General features: G+C 41.7%; 15 protein-coding genes. 1 reads left to right on the forward strand and 14 read right to left on the reverse strand.

The features are described 5' to 3' along the window. Nucleotides 1–3: 3 nt before the first annotated feature. On the reverse strand, nucleotides 4–3660 hold the full coding sequence (locus BLO53_RS09380) for a GH25 family lysozyme (RefSeq protein ID WP_092060851.1): 3657 nt from the start codon (nucleotides 3658–3660) through the stop codon (nucleotides 4–6). 765 nt (nucleotides 3661–4425) lie between these two features. Here BLO53_RS09380 and BLO53_RS19200 point away from each other — a divergent pair. Beyond that, the gene (locus tag BLO53_RS19200; protein ID WP_176757229.1) at nucleotides 4426–6078 is read left to right on the forward strand and encodes a diguanylate cyclase; all 1653 of its coding nucleotides are present in this window, start codon (nucleotides 4426–4428) and stop codon (nucleotides 6076–6078) included. A gap of 66 nt (nucleotides 6079–6144) precedes the next feature. Here BLO53_RS19200 and BLO53_RS09390 read toward each other — a convergent pair whose 3' ends face one another. The 13 genes from BLO53_RS09390 to BLO53_RS09450 all read right to left on the reverse strand — a co-directional run bounded on the left by BLO53_RS09390 (nucleotide 6145) and on the right by BLO53_RS09450 (nucleotide 20061). Then, the gene (locus tag BLO53_RS09390; RefSeq protein WP_026488729.1) at nucleotides 6145–6495 is read right to left on the reverse strand and encodes a multidrug ABC transporter; all 351 of its coding nucleotides are present in this window, start codon (nucleotides 6493–6495) and stop codon (nucleotides 6145–6147) included. Then, nucleotides 6488–6910 (reverse strand): DMT family transporter, encoded by a 423-nt coding sequence (locus BLO53_RS09395; protein WP_051196936.1) that lies wholly within the window; start codon nucleotides 6908–6910, stop codon nucleotides 6488–6490. Before BLO53_RS09395 ends, BLO53_RS09390 begins: the two co-directional genes overlap by 8 nt. Nucleotides 6911–6938: 28 nt before the next feature. Beyond that, nucleotides 6939–7940, reverse strand: coding sequence for an SGNH/GDSL hydrolase family protein (locus tag BLO53_RS09400; protein ID WP_176757230.1), 1002 nt, complete (start codon nucleotides 7938–7940; stop codon nucleotides 6939–6941). Between the two features lie 47 nt (nucleotides 7941–7987). Continuing rightward, a complete protein-coding gene (locus tag BLO53_RS09405) occupies nucleotides 7988–9184 on the reverse strand; it encodes a hypothetical protein (RefSeq protein ID WP_242875350.1) in 1197 nt (398 codons plus the stop codon). A gap of 395 nt (nucleotides 9185–9579) precedes the next feature. Further along, nucleotides 9580–11034, reverse strand: a complete 1455-nt coding sequence (locus BLO53_RS09410; protein WP_176757231.1) for an MBOAT family O-acyltransferase — start codon at nucleotides 11032–11034, stop codon at nucleotides 9580–9582. A gap of 125 nt (nucleotides 11035–11159) precedes the next feature. Then, nucleotides 11160–12371 carry an NAD-dependent epimerase/dehydratase family protein gene (locus tag BLO53_RS09415; protein ID WP_092060857.1) on the reverse strand — a complete coding sequence of 404 codons (1212 nt, stop codon included), beginning with the start codon at nucleotides 12369–12371 and terminating at the stop codon, nucleotides 11160–11162. A 148-nt stretch (nucleotides 12372–12519) separates the two neighbouring features. Further along, nucleotides 12520–13233, reverse strand: coding sequence for an IspD/TarI family cytidylyltransferase (locus tag BLO53_RS09420; protein WP_026488724.1), 714 nt, complete (start codon nucleotides 13231–13233; stop codon nucleotides 12520–12522). A gap of 97 nt (nucleotides 13234–13330) precedes the next feature. Further along, on the reverse strand, nucleotides 13331–14263 hold the full coding sequence (locus BLO53_RS09425) for a LicD family protein (protein ID WP_092060859.1): 933 nt from the start codon (nucleotides 14261–14263) through the stop codon (nucleotides 13331–13333). Nucleotides 14264–14380: 117 nt separating this feature from the next. Further along, nucleotides 14381–15166 carry a hypothetical protein gene (locus BLO53_RS09430; RefSeq protein ID WP_092060861.1) on the reverse strand — a complete coding sequence of 262 codons (786 nt, stop codon included), beginning with the start codon at nucleotides 15164–15166 and terminating at the stop codon, nucleotides 14381–14383. A 65-nt stretch (nucleotides 15167–15231) separates the two neighbouring features. After that, nucleotides 15232–16440: a DUF6077 domain-containing protein gene (locus BLO53_RS09435; protein ID WP_092060864.1), complete on the reverse strand. Its 1209-nt coding sequence runs from the start codon at nucleotides 16438–16440 to the stop codon at nucleotides 15232–15234. Between the two features lie 113 nt (nucleotides 16441–16553). After that, complete coding sequence (udk, locus tag BLO53_RS09440; protein ID WP_092060866.1) at nucleotides 16554–17183, reverse strand: uridine kinase; 630 nt, start codon at nucleotides 17181–17183, stop codon at nucleotides 16554–16556. 268 nt (nucleotides 17184–17451) lie between these two features. Beyond that, nucleotides 17452–18390, reverse strand: a complete 939-nt coding sequence (locus BLO53_RS09445; protein ID WP_026488720.1) for a glycosyltransferase family 2 protein — start codon at nucleotides 18388–18390, stop codon at nucleotides 17452–17454. 81 nt (nucleotides 18391–18471) lie between these two features. Beyond that, complete coding sequence (locus tag BLO53_RS09450) at nucleotides 18472–20061, reverse strand: NAD(P)/FAD-dependent oxidoreductase (RefSeq protein WP_092060868.1); 1590 nt, start codon at nucleotides 20059–20061, stop codon at nucleotides 18472–18474. Nucleotides 20062–20201 lie beyond the last annotated feature (140 nt).

The raw sequence follows: 20201 nt of genomic DNA on the forward strand, positions 1-20201 counted from the left end.
CAATCAGTAGCAGATGTTCATATCAACGTTTCCTGAAATACCTGTAACTCTTCCCTTGGAAGAATACTGCCACATATCATATCTGGAGCCATTGTAAGTAACTGCTTTAGCGTATTGAGCAAGCCAGATACGATAGTTTGTGATCTGTGAAGTATTGATGTAGCTTGTAAACCAGGTCTTGTTTGCATAAACACCAGCTTTGTATCCAGCGTTCTGTATTGTTCCGCAGAAAGCCTTAATATTGGCGGTTCTCTGAGCTGCACTAATGTTATCTCCACGGCCATGGCTGGCTTCCACATCCAGGTAAACAGGATATGAAATGTTGTAGCCCTTGATCAGATTGATAACCATAGAAGCCTCTTCTACAGCCTCTACCTCATTGACAGCCTGGGTAAAGAAATATACACCAACTCTGATTCCAGCGTTCTGAGCCCCCTGAATGTTTGCTCTGAACTTAGGATCCTCAATAAGTGCTCCCTGAGATGATCCTCTGTATCCGCATCTGATGATAACAAAGCTTACTCCGGAATTCTTAACTGCCTTCCAGTCAATGTTTCCATTCCACTTACTAACGTCAATTCCCATTGTACCCTGGCCTGCCTGAAGTGCTCCGTCAGAACCAAAGGTGTATTTTGCTCCCTGAATAACCTGCTCGCCAGTTACATAATTGCCGTTCTTGTCGTAGAAATAAGTCTTGCCGCCTATTGTCTGCCATCCAGTATATCTGTAGGCTGTAGCAGCCTTTCTCTTATAGAGCTTAGCTCCTGAGTAGTAATCCTCGTAAGTAGCTTCTCTGTAGGTTCCATCAGACTTAAGAACGTACAGAACATTTCCGTTCTTGTCCTTTAAGGTTGTACCTTTGCCAACAACTTTAAGTGCTATCGTATTATCGGCATATCCTGTAGCCTTAACAGTGATAGTAGCATCACCTGCTGACTTACCATTGACTGTGGCTTTGTCAGAAATTGTAGCGACATTAGTGTTGCTGGACTCCAGTGCAATAGAAGCATTCTTGTCTGTTGAAGAAAGCTTGATTGACTGTCCCTCGCAAAGAGTGATCTTGGTGATGGACATTGGGACTTTGTTTCCCTCTTTTGCTGTTACTTCAACGTTTATAGTAAGTGGCTTATATGCGCTGTTAGCTGTAGTATCTGTTACTGTGATTGTTGTCTTATTAGCACTAACACCTGTAACTTTACCATCTGCTGTTACTGTAGCAATCTTCTCATCAGCTGACTTATATGTAAGCTTTGCATTTGCAGGCTCTGTAACTTTTATCTGTACGGTATCTGAAACCTTAACTGTAAGAGAAGTACTCTCAGCCTTCATTTCCTTGGCATCGGCCTTAGAAACTGTAACAACAACCTTAAAGTCATTATACCCAGTAGCCTTGATAGTGATATTAGCTGTTCCCTCGGCTACTGCCTTAACGTTACCATCCTTATCAACTGTTGCAACTGAAGTTTTGTCTGATTCAAAAGATGCTGCTGACTGAGCAGGATCTGTAACCTTAATCTGTGTTGTGTCGCCAGCCTTCATCGCAAGTGTGGCTGGTGCACCCTGGATATTCTTCTTATCTGCAGGAGTAACCTTTATGGTTACACTGCCATCGTTGTAACCCTCAGCCTTTATTGTAATCTTAGCTTCACCTTCTGCAAGTCCCTTAACTGAACCGTCAGATGAAAGCTCAACCTTGTCATTTCCAGAAGCTATAGCATAAGATACGCTCTTGCCATCAGCAGATGCACCAATTGACTTAGTTTCACCAACTTTAACATCAATTGTTGATCCGTTGATTGAGAAGTCCTTTTTCTGCTCAGGTACATCTTCAACAGTTATAGTTACTGAAGCTGGTTCGCAATTCTCTGCAGATGCGGTAATTGTGGCAGTCCCTGCTTTCTTGGCTGTAAGAGTGGTACCGGAAACAGAAACTACTTCAATATTATCTGAAGAGTATTCTACGGTTTTACTTGTTCCAGTTGAAGAAATAGTCTGCGTTTCACCAACCTTCATAGTTTTATCTAGATCAGAAATTGTAATCTTATCTTTCTGTGGCTGAGTTGAAGATTCTCCAGAGGACTCTCCATTTCCTTCTCCAGGATTCTCAACTGTGCTAGATGAACCAGTACTAGCTTTTCCTCTTGCAAATCCAAGGAACATCCACTTTCTTGTTCCCACCATAGATGTGCTTGATGGATTAGGGATGTCATCTTTTTTAACTTCTTCATATGTGAAGTTTCCATCGGAGCTCTCGCCAACGGCTGTCTGAGTTGATTCAACCCATTCAACTGTATCTTCAAGCTTGGACTCTACCTCAGTCTTAACAGCTGTATCTTCCTTGGCTGCATTGACCTGAGACTCCTTCTTGACCTCGTTGCTGACATCAACTGCCTTCATCTCAACTGTATCTTTTACAGTTACAGTCTTAGTCTTGATCTCAAGTTTGTAATTCTCGTATCCTTCAGGAAGGGCCTTAGGAGTAACCTTGTACTCACCCTTAGTGATATCTTTTTTATAAATGATTCCGTCCTGGTCATGGTCATTATAGGTAACCTTAGTTCCGTCAGGACCTACAACCTCAATCTCAAGAGGAAGGTTAGCGACAAGCTTGTTGGTTTCTGAATTTATGAACTTAACCTTGATGTCGCTCTTGATACTTGTAACAGTCATCTTGATAGTTACATTCTCAGCATCATCGGCAACCTCAACCTCTTCTTCCTCTGCCATATTGTCCTCAGAAACAAGCTCTGCTGCCATAGCTCTAGCTCTTTCTGCATCAGCCACAGCTATTAGTCCACTCTCTCCAACAACCATGTCATCGCCAATTGTCATTGTAGAACCAACATCAGCAAAAGAAGCCAGCTGTGATCTGTTGTTTTTAGCTGATACATAAAAGGTAGCTGTTAATATTCCGCCCGCAACCAGGAGAATTGCAAATATAGCAGCAATCCTTTCTACAGCAGTTGTCTTTGATAGGAATGCAATAATTCTTGCTGGGAATGAATCTCTATCATCCCTGTCATCTCTATCTCTGCGACGATCTCTCCTACTACGACGCGAGCCTCTGTCATCTCTTCCACCAGAACGTCTATTGTCACCAGGATAATAAATATCCTCATCTACATCATCATTCTCAGGATAGTAATCTTCCTCAGGATAATCGTCGTCCTCATAACGATCGTCTATCTCATCTTCTTCTGGATAGTCATCCTCTTCGTAACGGTCATCTATTTCATCATCTTCTGGATAATCATCTGGATAATCATCTGGATATTCATCATCCTCATAGCGATCGTCTACTTCATCTTCTTCCGGGTAATCGTCATCGTCCTCATAGCGATTGTCTACTACCTCATCTTCCTCTGGATAGTCATCTTCGTAACGATTATCCACTTCGTCCTCTTCTGGATAGTCATCTGGATATTCATCATCCTCATAGCGATCGTCTACTTCGTCTTCTTCCGGATAGTCATCCTCTTCATAGCGATCATCTATCTCATCTTCTGAATAATCATCATCTTCGTAACGATCGTCGTCATCCTCATAATAATCAGCATCATCGTACTCTTCATCGAAATCCTCATCGAAATCAATGACTTCATCACGATAATGCTCTCTTTCTCTCTTTCCCCTAGGTTTATTTCCAAATAATTTTTTCATACTTTTTATCTCCCTTGGCTTATGCCAAAACTCCACCAAATATAGAGCTATTGTATCACTACGCCCATCATATAGGCAACCTTAGCAATAAAACCTTCTTGTTATGCATTTATGTCTGAGCTGTTCCCATCGCTATTTCTCGGCTAAATCGCCATCTTACCCTTCTAAAAGCAGTTGAAGTTGCCCTCAAACATGCGGAAACTTGATTCTAAGGAATATGCATGTACTTCGAGAAGTTTTGAATTCTGCTGCATACACGCGGAAACCTAATCACAAAGAATGCGCATGTACTTCGAAAAAGCTTGAATTTGGCTGCATACACGCAGATAGTAATTTGCAGCTTGTATACATGTACAATCTATTCTAGCGCTATCATCAGGAAACACGCCAATATAGATACTATTGAAATCCGCGTGTATATTCATGGGCAGAGAAATTATCAGGATACATGTGCTAAGAATGGAAGCAGACAGCGCATGTATATTCATACAATAGATAATATCAGGATACACGTACTTAGAAGTAGAGACTGGTGGCGCGTGTATGATAGATTTCCTGGACATTTTCCGAATACCGAATACACGCGGATTCTGCGGGAGTAGCAATCCGCATGTCAAGAGATTTGCAAATAAAGAATATCTCACTCGTTTCCCAATTGTTATATCAACCTTTAATATATATTTAAGAATAGATATTATCGAAATATAGTATTATTTATAGTAGATAGTATTTATTGTGAGAGCTATGTCTTCAAGGAGGGGTGCTATGTCTGCGAAGATGAAAAATATATTTCGAAAGTCCCTGATAATAGTCATTTTACTTGCGCTTGCAACAACTAGTAGCGGATATTCTGCTAATACTGAAACAAAAGCTGACGGCAACGATAGTGTGGTGGATTTTGAGCATAATCTCGATGATTATGTGCCCGCCAAGAAAAAATACAATTTCTACTTCACTTATAAGATAGTTCATCCCTGGTGGGACGCAGTGGCGCTTGGGATGGAGGATGCTCAGAAGAAATATCTGGAAAACGGGATCGTCATTACTTATGAGTATATGGCTCCTGATGCCGCTTCTTATGAAGATCAGACCAAGCGCTTATTGAAGGCTCAGGAAGGAAACTACGATGTAATTGGCGTGGATGTGGCAGATGATGAAAAGATAGAATCCCAGGACGATCTTCGTGCAGCTATAGGCAGGATGAAAACTCTTTTGTCCCTTAACCGCTTCGCTCTGGTAGATAAAGATGACATAGTTTACACGCAGTATACCACCTATACCGGTGGAAGCAGGCATCCTTTCCTGGCAAGGAAAACTCTGGACGACAAAATGATAAGCACCGTATTCATCTATGGTTCATCCAAAGAGCTCTGTCTTGCTATTCCAATAGATATAAAATTACTTGGAAAACAGTTTAAAGCATGCTTTGTTCAGATCAATATAAATGACATAGTTGAACTACTTGCTTTTGATGATCAGGAAAGTACTCATTTTGCGCTGTATTCTACAAATGGTGGAAACCTATCTGAAACTGAGCTGGGCCCAATTATAGGAACAAAAAATATTTTTGATGCCACAAAAGGTACTGTTTCAGATGAAAAGTGGAATTCATTCCGGGATGATTTTGCAAATGAGAAAAAGGGAACATTAACTTTTACTATAAGAGACGACGTAGTAGATACTATTTTCTATCAGCCCGTGCCAGACACCGGATGGGAGCTGGTTGTAATGATCCGCGAGAGTGTTATTCAGGATCAGATCAAGGAAATCAGCGATCAAAGTCTTGTCGCCAATAACATACATATAATATTCCTGCTTACGGTAGCTACTATATTCTCAGCTATTTTGTTCTACATGATAAGGCGTGTTACCAACGATAAGCTGGAAGAAGAAAAAGAAAACAGCAAAGTCTTCAAGAGCATGGCAAATACAGATTCAATGACAGGAGTCAGAAATAAACATGCCTACATGGAGACGGAATCTCAATTAAACATCAGGATCCGTGAAGGAACCATCGAAAAACTTGCCCTTGTTGCTTGCGATATAAATGGACTAAAATATGTCAACGACACCCAGGGGCATGCTGCCGGCGATCAGCTTATCAAGGATGCAAGCGCTCTTATTTGTGATCTTTTCAACCATGGTTCTGTATATAGAACAGGTGGTGATGAGTTTGTTGTTCTTTTGCTGGGAAAAGGTTACGATACCAGAGGTGAAGTCATTGAAGCCTTTAATAAGCAGGTAGAAGAAAACATCAAGAACAATGGTGTTGTTGTTTCTATTGGCTATGCAACACTTCAGCCGAATGATGAACAGTTACATGATCTGTTCGAACGAGCAGACCACATGATGTATGACCGCAAAAAGCAGTTAAAGAGCATGGGCGCAAGAACTCGAGAATTTGATGAAACCAATTAATACAATGAGGCTGCCTTAAATCGGCAGCCTCTTTACATGTCCCAAGCGCATCAAAAGCGGGAAGTTTTACCCTAAAATATTAAATACCATGATGCCGCCTATTATAAGCAGGGCACCAATTACCTTTTTGCTGGTTATCTTTTCCCCAAAGATAAATCTGGACATGATCATCACAAGTACATAATTAACAGGCTCCATTACTACAGTTCCCATGTAGCCAAGCTTATCATCGCCGTAGCAGACGATGCAGATTACCATGGACAACACTAAGAGTCCGTACCCTATTATCACGTAGGGATTCAAATACTCTTTGATAAAAGAGCTATGCTCCTTGTTGGCACTCTTTTTAAGGAGCATCTGTGAACTGGCTGCAATGATCTCAGATAGCAGCATCAGCAAAAGAAAAACATTAAACATCTCTGTTCTCCTTTCCGCCTGCATCTGATCCATCCACACTATCATTAGCATTTCCGGTATTATCCTCATCAGTTCCCATATTCATGATCACAACACCCGCAATGACCAGCAATACTCCAACAACCTTCCAGGGTGTGATTCCTGTGGAAAAGAGAAGGAAATTCCAAAGCATTGACCACAAAAGTGTGATTGCCTTATTGGCGCTGGCAACCGAAATCTGAAACTTCTTTATCATCTGCTGCCAGATAAGTGCGTAAACTGCAAGGATCACAAACTCAAGTCCAAAAAACAGTATATATTTAAATGATAAAAATGGATGTTCTGAAGCCAGCTTCCCGGCCACAGTTGAAAGGGAATACACAATAACTGCGCCCTGAAGCTGCAGGATATCCACAATTCCTATTTTCTTTTTCAATTTTTATTTCTCCGTTAACTCTACAGTCTTAGTTATCCCCTGGATATATTGCCTCCACGAAATGCTGTGCTACATGCTCGTTGCAGGCTTCGTTCACATGAATAATGTCTGTAAGCATCTGATCTGCATTGTCCTCATCGATAGTTCCATAATAATTGTCGATAAAAGAGACACCTCTTTCACCGGAAATGTCGATCATAAACTGAAGATATGTTGTAAGTTTGCCGTTTCCAAGGTCTACTCTGTCTCCACTTACCATGCCAGTTGAATCATAACCATAGCACATGGTAAAAGACATACATACGATCCTGATAAATGGATACTTTTCCTGAAGTGCCTTGATTCCTGCATTGAGCGCACCTCTGTAGGTAATAGGATTAACGTCGTTATTAGGATCCATACCGGCTCTTCCATTTAAGTAGTCCTGAGCATTGTAGTAAATAACAATTGTATCAACCTTGTTAAAATCAAGGTTCTTGAGATTGTCGATTGAAGCCTGATATGTTCCATTATCGAATTTGCCGGCATTCTGCTCCATGAGACTATAGTCCCCGCTTGCGATGCTGTTTGCCACATTTATGAAGCTGAAAGCATCGATTGCATCGCCATCGTAGAAGTTTGCGTTCTTATTGGCAACACAGGACGCTGGGAATCCACAATTGATCACAGTTGCACCAAGTTTCTGGGCCACTTTGTTGCACACTCCGTCATCTCCCTGCATATGAGTGATGGCGTCATTCCCCAGAAACAGGATCGTCTCCTCGTCATCGTACTCATGCCCCTCTCTATTAGCCTCAGGCAAAAGAAATATCTGGTCCAGAACCTCTATCTCCATGCTGCCAGTCTCAGTCTGGTCAAGCTCTGCTGTTCCCTGATTCCACTTAACAAGCTTAAATACTGAAAAAGCTATTACCGCAAGGATTATTCCAATTACAACAAAATGAAACCACATTGGTATGTCTGAGAAGCTAAAACTCTTCTTGTCAAAGTTTTCTCTTTTGCCTCTTGTTTCACGTTCATTTCTGTTCATAATGTAAGTCATGGCATCTATGTGCCACAGGCTCCTTTCATGATTTTTTATCCCCAGTCAGTTGATAATAATGTTTCAAAGTCGAACCCATCTATTATAGCACGCATTTTTGAAAGTGCATCTTCCATCTCTTTTGTCGACTTTATCTCATGGTCACCTTTCTTAAAACATTCTACCATATATTTGTTTATCTCCGGTTTATAGTGAGAATAGTCCGCATAGTTATTGAGGTCTGTCACTTCATCCATGTCCTGGAAGTAGAAAAGATGCACGTTATCATAATCTAGTAACCTGTCAGCCACATACTGGTACTGCGTAAAGGTTGCTTCAAGTGTATTTTCCTGCATCACGTTGTGCCAATACAAAATGCTATAGGGCGGAAAGAAGAAGTAAAACTCCGTCTCAGGATGTGCCTCTACGTAGGGAAGAATATTGACATCAAGATTCTCCTGCGTTGCTGGTATAAGTGTGTCTGCAGCCATCTCTTCATCCACCTTCTCAGGCTCTTCATAGGTGTGCATAACCCACTGAATGTTGTAATATTCCGGAGTCCACCAACTAAAATAAATTTCAGAAAGATCTGAACCCTTGCCCTGAACTATAGGCCTGAAAATATATTGAAACAAGACATCCTTGTTCAGCAGATACTTAACATCATTAAATATATTGTCATCATACAGATACTCAGGCCTTGGATACTTCACAGTGTCTGTATCTGCCGCCATTACAGGTATATCCATTGCAAAGAACACTGCATCCATGCCGTTTGTCTTCCTGGACAAGCTGCCTTCGTCATAGATAATTTCCAGAATATTGCTGTCATCCTTGGGATAAGCCCCACTGTAACTAAGTTTCAAAGTATCAAATCCGCAAATATCCTTGAAATCATCCGTGTCAAAGTTTACTGTCATTGATGATCCTATAATGCAGGCATTATAGGTCATATTCCGCGCCATTCCCGGATTCTGGCTCAGCTGATTATCCACAATGTAGGGAAAATCCGCAAGCGGCGCATGGTAGTGGAAGAACGGATCAACATAGGCCACAAGCGCCGCCATAGCACACAGCCCTGCAAACACCAGCGCCAGGAGTAGGGCAAGGAGTCTTGCGTAGTGCTTTGTGTTGTGCAAGTCTTCGTTAGCTGTTTCGTTAACTGTTGATGTATTCTGCCTGCCTGTACCTTCTGGCTTATATTCTTCTGTATTCTTAATTTTGTCTTTAGTTTCTTGCATCATTTCACTCATTTCTTATACTCAAATCTACTTTCCATTAACTTGCATATAAAGACTTCCGAAGAGCCTCTGTTCTTGGCTTACACGAAAATCTAATCTTCCTGCACTTTCGTATAATCGCCTCAGAAGAACCTCTTACACGAAATCTACTAGTTCATGCACTTTCGTGTAACCACTACCGTAATGCCCCACCCGAGACCCTTATATGCAAATCTACTTTCCATTAACTTGCATATAAAGACTTCTTAAGAGCCTATATTCTTGGCTTACACGAAAATCTTATCTTCCTGCACTTTCGTATAACCGCCTCAGAAGAACCTCTTACACGAAATCTACTGTTTCATACACTTTCGTGTAATCACTACTCTAACGTCCTTCACGGAACCCTTATATGCAAATCAATTTTCTCAGAAATTCATATACAAGAATGTACTTACGCCGCCAAAGCTTACAATGCACCACAGCAGTAGAAAAGCCGTAACAAGCGTTGTCCACAGTCCTATCTTGCGCTCCCTTGCCTTCTCCTGCGCATTCTTGCAAAAGAACACCATAACGACAGAGCCCACAAGAAATATCCACAAGCACAGTTCCCATACAAATCCAAACCTCATAAGAGGTGTGACCTTTATCACATACCACAATTCATCAAGCTGGAATATAGAACTCATGCCTGTTCCAATCTTCCTGATGCCGCCTACAAATATCTGTCTGAACAGTCCAATAGCCTGTCCTGCATTCTCAGCCCTAAAGAAAACCCAGGCTGCGGTGACATATATGAATGTAAACAATTTACCCAACAAATTCCTCAACGATATGCCGCGAATCACCACAAAATACGCTGATCGATCACCATCTCTTTCAGGATTACGATTTCTGCCAGTCCAGGAAACAACCTTCCTCTGATTCGCATCTTTATGCGCGTTCTTACCAAGTGCCATTGTCACCACAAACAAGACACCATGCATAGCTCCCCAGATGATAAAGTTCCAGCCGGTTCCATGCCAGAACCCGCTCAGGAGAAAGACAATCATGAAATTCAGGTACATCCTGCCAGCTCCCCGCCTGTTTCCACCAAGGGGAATGTACAAATACTTGGTAAAAAACTTAGTGAGAGTGATGTGCCATCTTTTCCAAAAATCCACAATGCTCACTGCCTTGTATGGAGAATTAAAGTTAAGAGGAAGCTCAAGCCCCATCATCATGCACACGCCACTTGCCATATCGCAGTAGCCGCTAAAATCAAAGTACAGCTGGAAGGAATAAAACACCGCTGTCAGCACAGCCTCAATACTTCCAAGGCCCAGAAGATTCTCATACCCATAATCCACAGCCTTCCCAAGGGTATCCGCCATGATCACCTTTTTGAATAGTCCCAGGGAAAAGAGATATAGTCCTCGCAGCACCACCTCTGCATCAAAGCTTTTTTCACATGCCGCTTCAACCTGCTGCCTGTAGTCACCATATCCCATAAGTGGCCCCTGAAGAAGCTTTGGGAAAAAGAGAATGTAAGACAAGTAGTCTAAAAGACTAAACTCCGCGATTTCGCCTCTTCCCAGATCTACAATATATGAAATCTGATTAAAGGTATAAAAACTGATAGCTATAGGAAGAAAAGCTCCCCACAACTTAAAGAACAAAAGAAGTACAAGATTAGTAATAACTCCAACAGCCATCCATATATGAACTGGAGCTATCTCTTTTTGCCCAAAATGAAGCCTAACCCTGCTATCTCTCATGAAAGCCATAGGAATTGCAGTGCAGGCATTAAGACACAGACTTATCAGGATTATGCCAAGATTCTGCATCCCAAAAAGCCCATAAAAGCACAAAGATCCCAGCACAATCCACAAATCTACCAGCATCTGTGCCTTTCCTTTTTTGCGCCCCACTCTCTTTATCCAGTTAAACCCAATAATAAAAATGGGCAAAAATAAAAGCAAAAACTCATACGAATTAAATGTCATTGTTTTCCAGCACCCTATAATGATCAATACATATTTATTATCTCCACAAAATGTTCCACGCCTGTATTTAAGTCAAAGGCTTTTTTCCAGCCAATTTTCTCAAGATTAGCCGGATCAAGAATTTGTTTATTTATCGGTGATTGGAGGCTCTTTTCCCTTGCATCAGCCTCCTTCACCAAGACATTGACTCCAGTAACTGACGCAATAAGCTCAGCCAGGCCCTTGATAGTTATTTCGTTTTCTCTTGAGCAAATGTCAAATACCCGGTTTTGAGGTTCAAACTCTTTATCTCTCATGGCACCTAGTTCACCACTTAGCATGGCGCTGACAATTCCGGATGCGGCATCTGCCACATAATTGTAGGAGCGAAGCTGAGTACCTGCGCTATTAAGGACAATATCTTCGCCGGCTACAGCTTTTTTAGCAAACTGGACATGGGCTCTGTCATCAGAGCCTGTGATTCCAGGGCCGAAGGTATGGCATGGGCGGACAACCACTGTATTTATGTGTGAAAGACACATGGCTTCCGCTGCTGCCTTGCTCACAGGATAGCAGGAACGAGGGCCTCTCTGGGTCACCTCATTTTGAACTAATTGCATGTAAATCCGTACAGGATCATACGGCTTTGATTCACTTGGACTATCCGAATCAAGTACTGGCTCATCCAAAAACTCATCTATCAACGCATCCTCAGAACCAGAACCTGAAATAGCCATATTCCACTTATCAGCCCAACTTTTTCTATCCTCTTCATCCAGGGAATAAACTTCTCCAGAAGACACATACACAAACTTCTGGCAGCCATGGCTTCTGCCATACTCCAAAAGTCTTGCTGTTCCGCAGATATTGCCCCTTACTGTCTCATCAGAATGATCTATAAAGGCTGACGGAAAGGCATTTCCAGCCGCATGGATAATGTAATCCACATGCTCATCTGGTAATTTGTCAAAAGAGCTATCGTCGAGAATATCAAGACTGCAGAACTTCAAGTAACCAGCCCCCGCAAATCTGCTAAATCTTTTTTGAAGCTTTTCAGTATTCCTACCGCAGGCAATAACATGTATTTCTCCGTACTCGCACAGTTCATCAACAATAAAGGAGCCAATGGTTCCACTAGCTCCTGTTACAAGCACGCTCATTCCGCGCAGTTTCTCGATTCCGAGAGTATGCTGCGCCGCTGTGTGCAAATCCTCTATATACAACTTGCTATCATATATTGTTTTTTCCCTGTCCAACTAACTTCCCCCTGTTTTCTCTATGTCAAACTCACCTTGATTTTCTCTTATCTCGAGCCAATACGCAGCTGCGTGGCTCCATTTAGTCCACTCACATTGACATGTGTTGCAGTTTATTTATGCCACTCTCATTGACATATGCTGCAGCTTATTTAAGCCACTCGCTTCTCTTGCTGACAAGAAGTGCCTTGAAAATATCGATATCTTCAACTGTTGTAAGTTTGATATTCTTCTCAGACCCCTGGGAGAAAAAGACTTCCCTGCCCAATTCGATCATAAGTGTGCAGGATGCAACTGAAGCTGTGATTCCCTTTTCCAAAGCTTCCCTGTGAAGGTCGCAGATCTGGCCAATCTTAAAGCCCTGTGGAGTCTGAGTTCTCTTTAGGTTATCTCTTGGGTAGGATTCATCAGACTTAACACCATCTGTTGTTGTGAGCATAGCTTCCGCACAGGGAATTGCTGTGATGGCGTTTCCATGCTGCTTGGTCTTCATGATACAGTCAGAAATGATCTCAGCAGAAACCATAGGCCTTATAGCATCGTGAATCAGTACAATATCATCCTTGTCAAAATGCTTCTCAAGCTCATATACACCATTTCTAATGGAGCTCTGGCCGTTTTCGCCGCCATGAACTATATACTCAAGCTTATCGATATTAAACTGCTTGGCGTATGCTGACACCATCTGCTCCCAGCCTTCAACGCACACAACAGCTATAGAATCTATCTCTGGATGATTTTGAAAAGCCTCCAGCGTATACACGATTACTGGCTTTTCATTTACAGTCAGAAACTGCTTGGGAATATCCTGATGCATCCTTGCACCTGTTCCACCTGCAATTATAAGAGCTACTGTTTTCATAAAAACCTTCTTTCCGAAATACAAAATACAAAATTCAAAAAATCTATTCTGCTACTAATTCAATAGACGTTACAACTTAAATCTCAGCCAATGCTCATCACTCCTGGATCACATTGACATGCATTGGCACGCGCTTATCCTCTGGTGGCAAAGACATATAATCCTTGTAAGTCTTTCTAAGCCACTTATCATGATTCTTGGGAATAGGGAACTCTTTTCCCCTGATCATGCCTGTATCTGGCCCATAGATCAAATGCTCCGCGTCAAAGTCAAGTCCCCAGTATCTGGGATCTGGCTGTTCATTAGAAATAAAGATGAATCTATGACCTCCCTCTGTATCCGTACCTGATTCTGTATCAGCTTTTGTGCCTGTGCTAATGTCAGTACCAGATTCATTGCCAGCTCCTGCCTGGTCTCGTACAAGCCCCGCAAGACCGCCCTCCGCCTGGATATTAATATATCTATGAGCGATCCACTTAAATGGGATCAGCCTTCCCACACCAGCCAGGACAAAGGCTACCGCCTTCATGATTCCCTTGAACTTACTATAGTCAATAAAAGGCCTGTGGCCCATGGCCAGAGCATACAAGAGCTTTAACCTTGTAAGCTGCCACTTGTGGTTATCTGCCTCCACATCAAACACAAACAGATCCAGTGTAGGATGTGAATATCTGTTATCGTAAAAGTCCTCAGCCCCAAAGGTTGTGCCCTCGTAGGTAAGCGACTGATCTGCAATCTTGGTTATAAAGTCAAAAAATTGTGGATATCTCTCAAATCTTAGAAGTTTAAATCTCTTATCTGCCTCATTCTCATAGACTTCCAGAAACTTCTCATAATCTTTTCTGAGGAAAAGAATATCCACATCATCATCCCATGGAATAAAATCCTGATGCCTTACAGCCCCAAGAAATGTGCCTCCATGCAAAAAATACTGAATACCGTGCTTTTTACAAATTCTGTCCACCTCGCACAACATGTCAAAATCTGACTGGTGAACCCTATCTAAATATTCCTGAATCTTTTTATCCATTGTACTACCTGAATTTCTATATTTCTTTCATTGTGCTGCTATCACCAGACAAGCACACTGTCGTAATCCGCCTTACATAGTATACGTGATAGCCACTATGCATTCCTCATATCTGTCTCATCCCCCGATGATCTCAGGATCAGCATAAATATTGTAGCCATGCATGCTGGTCACAAGCTCAAAGCCAAGATCAAGCAAATCTCCATCTATCTTTCTATCTTCAGCAAGGATAACATAGCTGCACTTGGTCTCTCTTGTAGCCTCAGCAAGTGCCTTGGCATCAATTACCTCGGGCTTTTCCATAACTTCATAAACATGATTGTAATAACCCCATTGAGTTACCACTATATCACGACCAAAAGGCATAAGTATGTCAGTATCATACTGCCTTACAAAATGCACCAGCTCAGAAGGGAAGGCTGCGCGAACTCTGGGCTCTCCATCCTCAGGCGCGATCACATCACAAATATCAATAACCTTCTGTGGAATATGGTATAGATTCTCAGCAACTGTCATATGCCTGCTGGCATACACCAAAGAACCTGTAGACGCAATAATAGCAAGCGCCGCCACGAAGGCAATCCTCTGATACATACTCTTTTTCAGGGAAAAGATAAATCTGCAGGCGGCAAAACCAATGACCACATACATTGGGATCAGCCACATAATCCTATAATAAGTATCACTTCCATCGTCAAAAACCGCCACATACAAAATCTTTGTAACAGGGAAAAGAAATCCCAAAAGTATCAGAAGCGGCACTATCCCAAGCATTATTTTCTTTTTTAAGCTCTTTTCACATATGACCAGGTAAATAGCCGATGCCAGAAACATTAGAAGAATCGCCCCGTTCCCGCCATAGAGCTTTAAGTCTACCCAGCACTCCATGAATATTCCGTACATAATGTCCTCACTAAACTAATCTGCTTATCTATATTTGCGTTTCTATATTACGGTTATCTGCACAATCACCTGTGGAGCAACATCCAATATATCCATACATAAATCATGTTGGGGATCACGCAGCATATAGCACCAAAGATAACCCGAAAATTTCTCTCAAATAAAAGAAGTACCAGCGTAAAGAGAGCGCACAAACCACTTCCAAAGAAAACGCCCAGTGAAGTACATACTCCTGAGAGCATATTTATAAGTGCCAGGAAAATCCAAGGCGAAATCCGATAAATAAGCTTCGCTTCCCTATATTCCTCGTAGGACTCTGTCGCCATAGCGCTTTTTCCACCAAAGATGGATCTTCTTTTGCTATCTTCCAGCATCCAGAGGAAAACCCAGAAAATCAGCGGAAATACAAGGTTACAAACAATTGTCTTGCCCTGCCAGGTCCTGGTCAAAAAGAATGTGGCCGGTGTGTAGATTGACACATTTCCAAACATCATAAGGAATGAGACAATGATCATAAATACTGGAATAATTTCCTGTCTTCTTCTAAAAAGAATCCTTGCAATCTCAACATAAACCAGATAAACAAATGGTATTACAAGGACCGGGATTACTGAGTGTGAAACAATAGTCGTATGTATTCCACAGGCTCTCCCTATAAAAGCTGTCCACATTGTGATAACAGCCAGCGCATGCCTGATGTCAAAAGATGTTGACATTCCAGTGTATGGCAAAATGGTATTCATGACATCTGCCTGTTGCGCCAGAAGCGATTCTACAACATAATAGGCATCATCACCATCAAAGCTTGCAAGCACCACAGCAAGCACCATCTGAAGTAGAACAAGTGCAAAGAAAATTCCCCAGTAAATCCTGCTCTCCAGAGAGTAATTGAGTTTGAGCATCCGTGGATCAGACCTTGGGCTTAATAGCTCATGGGCCGTCGCATGTGTCTCTCCAGGGAAAATAGATAACAGGGACAGGCCCTTTTTCCTTAGACAAAAGATAAGTCTAAATAGTCCACATCCGGCAAGTATCAGCGTTGCCACCAGATAATACTTCGTACAATAAGAAAAAGCATTGTAGACATAATGAAGCATACATGGTATAGCGATGACTTCAAACACCGCAAAATATACCACGTAGCCAAGAATCATAGTAATGCCCACTGTCCTTCTGACAATCGGAAGCATGCCATTTACAAGAACTCCGATCAAAAATGGAACTACAAGCAAAAAGAAAATTAGTTTTATTACTGACCAAGCAACTATAATCAAGCCAACATCCACCTTTTTCACACTTATTTAATATCATCTATTCGACATATTGATTTTATCTAGACCTTACCAGCAAAATATTAGACATATTATAAGTCGTCAAGACGATATTCTCAGTCCCTGTCAGTGTTAAGCACGAGATTCAAGTGCTCCTGCAGGATGCTGATACCTGTCAGGTTCTCACCACCTCTAGGGATGATGATATCCGCATACTTCTTAGAAGGCTCAACAAACTGCTCATGCATAGGCTTAACAGTTTCAGCATACTGAGTAAGGATTGAGTCAATAGAACGAGCCCTCTCAACCATATCACGGCGGATTCTTCTCATGAGTCTCTCATCCGCATCTGTTTCAACAAAGACCTTGATATCCATAAGGTCTCTGAGTTCCTTATTTTCCAGGATAAGGATACCCTCTACAATAATTACCTTTTTAGGCACAACATGCACTGTGGCATCTGATCTGTTGTGAACAGTGTAATCATAAACAGGCATATCAATTTCCTGATTATTCTTAAGTTTTTTTACATCCGCGATCATAAGATCTGTATCAAAAGATTCAGGGTGATCGTAGTTAAGGCGTGACCTGTCCTCATAGGAAAGATCATCATGTGCCTTATAATATGAGTCATGGTTGATAACTACAATGTCATCACCAAATTTCTCCTTGATCCTGCGCACAATAGTGGTCTTACCTGACGCTGTTCCTCCTGCTATTCCTACGATACAAACCTTATTAGACATAAAATTTCTCCTTTAACTATTTATACATGACACTTTTATCACGTGATATACATGTAAACATGTAAGCATTATGGTCTATGACACCTATTTTATATGATATACGAATTGCTCCATGACTTCGTCATTCTCGCAATTCTACAAATATTCGGAAATCGCTAATTTGCTTCGCAAATTGCTTTTTCCTCATATTTGTTCGGGTCATTAGACCATAATGATATACATGTAAACATGTAAGCATTATGGTCTATGACACCTATATCATATTATATCAAAAGTTGATTCTCTTTTCCTCAACTACAAGCGGTCTTCCGATGACACGAGTATTGATATTCAGGATATACTCACCCATAAGCCCGATGAAAAAGAGCTGTATAGCACCGATCAGGAACATACCAATGATCATTGGTGCGTAGCCCGCATGGAAGCTGTACCAGTGAGTAAGCTTAAGTACCAGATATACAAAGGCAACGATAATATCAATAAGTGCACATACAAAGCCTGCAATAGTGCACAGGCGAAGTCCTACCTTGGTGTAAGAGGTGATGCTCAGCATAGCTGCATCATACAAAGTGTAAAAATTGTTGTGCGTCTTGCCGGCGCGGCGCTGAGGCTGTTCGTACTCAACAGTTGTCATGTTGAAGCCCTCGCCATACTCGGCAACGATGCCTCTTATGAAAGGCACTGGATCATTGAGCTTTCTAAGAAGCTGGATAAAGGTCTTGTCATAAAGACCAAAGCCTGTAAAATGCTCGATCATGCGGACATTACTCATGTTCTTTATCATCTTGTAATACATTGTTCTAAGGAAATAGATAAAACCGTTTTCCTTACTTGATGACTTTATGCCGCTGACAATCTTGTGGCCCTGCTCCCACTTTTCCACAAATACAGGAATAAGCTCCACAGGATCCTGGAAATCTGCACAGATAGGAATAACGCAGTCACCATCAAGGCTGCACATTCCGTGAAAGGGTGAATTGAACTGACCAAAATTTGTGACATTAAAGATAGCCTTTATCTTGGGGTTACCCGCGCAGATGGACTCTATCTTATCTCTTGTGCCATCTGTTGATGCATTATCAATAAAGACAATCTCGTAGTCGTAACGAGACAACTTTTCCTTAAGTACTGTTTCTACTGCTGTAGAGATTCCCTCTACGTTTTCCACCTCGTTAAAGCATGGAATCAAGATACTGATCTTTTTCATAAAACTCCTTTGTTTTTTCAAATATGAAAAATGCGGCGCAGAATAAAAACACCGCCCCGCATTATACCCCTATTTGAAATTTTAGTCTACTTCTACTTCATCCTCTGCCTCTGAAACGCCCTTTTCATCGGCTTCGTGGTACTCTTTTTCCGTATTGACATTCCAGATATTAGAACGATCAGTTTCACCGCTAATAATATTCTTGACAGTCTCAAAGGATGTGCACATTGAATGGTCAATATTATTATATCTGTGCTGTCCGTTACGTCCTACGCAGTACAGATTGTCGATAGTGTTGAGATATTCAACAAGCTTATCCATCTCTTCATAAGTATCAAAGTAAGCTGGATATGCCTTCTTGACACGCTCCATGTGGTAGTCCATAACTTCTGAAGCATCGCTGATAAGGTTAAGAGTAACCATCTCATCGATAGCCATCTTGGCAAACTCATCCTCTGTCATATTCCACATGTTGTCGCCTTCAAAGCAGAAATACTCAAGACCAACCCATACGGTATGCTCAAGATCTTTTACCAGGTAAGGAGACCAGTTGTTGTAAATCTGGAATCTGCCCATCTTAACAGTTCTATCCTGAACGTAAACCCAGTTATCAGGAACGATATTGCCAATAGTCTTGATCTTAGTCTTGTTCTCAAGGTTGAGCTTAGGAACAAGGACACCAAGAGTCATGTAGTCACGATAAGGAAGACCTGCAGCAATCCTTGCTGGCTCTGCAGGAACATCATTCATTCCAGCAACCAGATCCTTGACAGGCATTGAGCTTATTACTACATCGCCGTCTATATCTATCTCTTTACCATCCTGAAGATAGGAAACACCTACGATATGGTTGCCCTTCTTGCGGATCTTAACAACCTTGGCATTCATGATAATTGTTCCGCCAAGCTTCTTGATTTCTTCTGCAGTAACATCCCAGAGCTGACCAGGTCCAAGCTTAGGATAGCTGAACTCCTCGATAAGAGAAGTCTCAACCTTACCGCCAGTCTTGCCAGTCTTCTTGCGGAAGGCATTTCTCAAAACCTCTAAAATAGAAACGCCCTTAACTCTCTGAGCTCCCCAGGAAGGATCAATCTCAGATGGGTGTCTGCCCCAAAGATTCTCTGTATAATACTCAAAGAACATGGAATAAAGCTTCTTGCCAAATCTGTTGACATAGAAATCCTCCAAAGACTTCTCCTGTCTCTTGAAGATCATGGCTCCAATGTAGGAAAAGCCACAGGCAATGGTCTTTAAAAGACCCATGTTCTTGAAGGTCTCAACCTTAAGTGAAATAGGGTAATCATAGAACTTACGATCAAAAAAGATTCTGGAAACCCTGTTACGACGAAGCATAACTCTGTCTTCTTTCTCAGGATCAGGTCCACCCTCAGTAAGCTCCATATGCTTGTCAAGAACAATATCATCATATGAAGGATGTCCCTGAGTTGGGAGCATATTCTGCCACCACTCATTAACCTCAGGTACCTTGGAAAAGAACCTGTGGCCACCCATATCCATACGGTTTCCTTTATAATTAACAGTTCTGGAAATACCTCCAAACTGCTGTGTCTCTTCAAATACAATAACCTGATAATCCTGTGACTTGGTCAAAAGCTCATAGGCCGCTGTAAGGCCCGCAGGTCCAGCTCCGATTATCAACGCCTTCTTCATACGCACTCCCTCTAAACTTCAGTATTCTAGCGTTAGTTTCCAGGAAAGTGCAAAACTCTCCTAATACAAAAACCAACATATGTAGTATACATTACGCGCTTTTATACTTCAACATTTGAGAAAAATTTATTATTCAGCGT

The organism is Butyrivibrio sp. INlla14 (assembly GCF_900102515.1).
Taxonomy (GTDB): Bacteria; Bacillota; Clostridia; order Lachnospirales; family Lachnospiraceae; genus Butyrivibrio.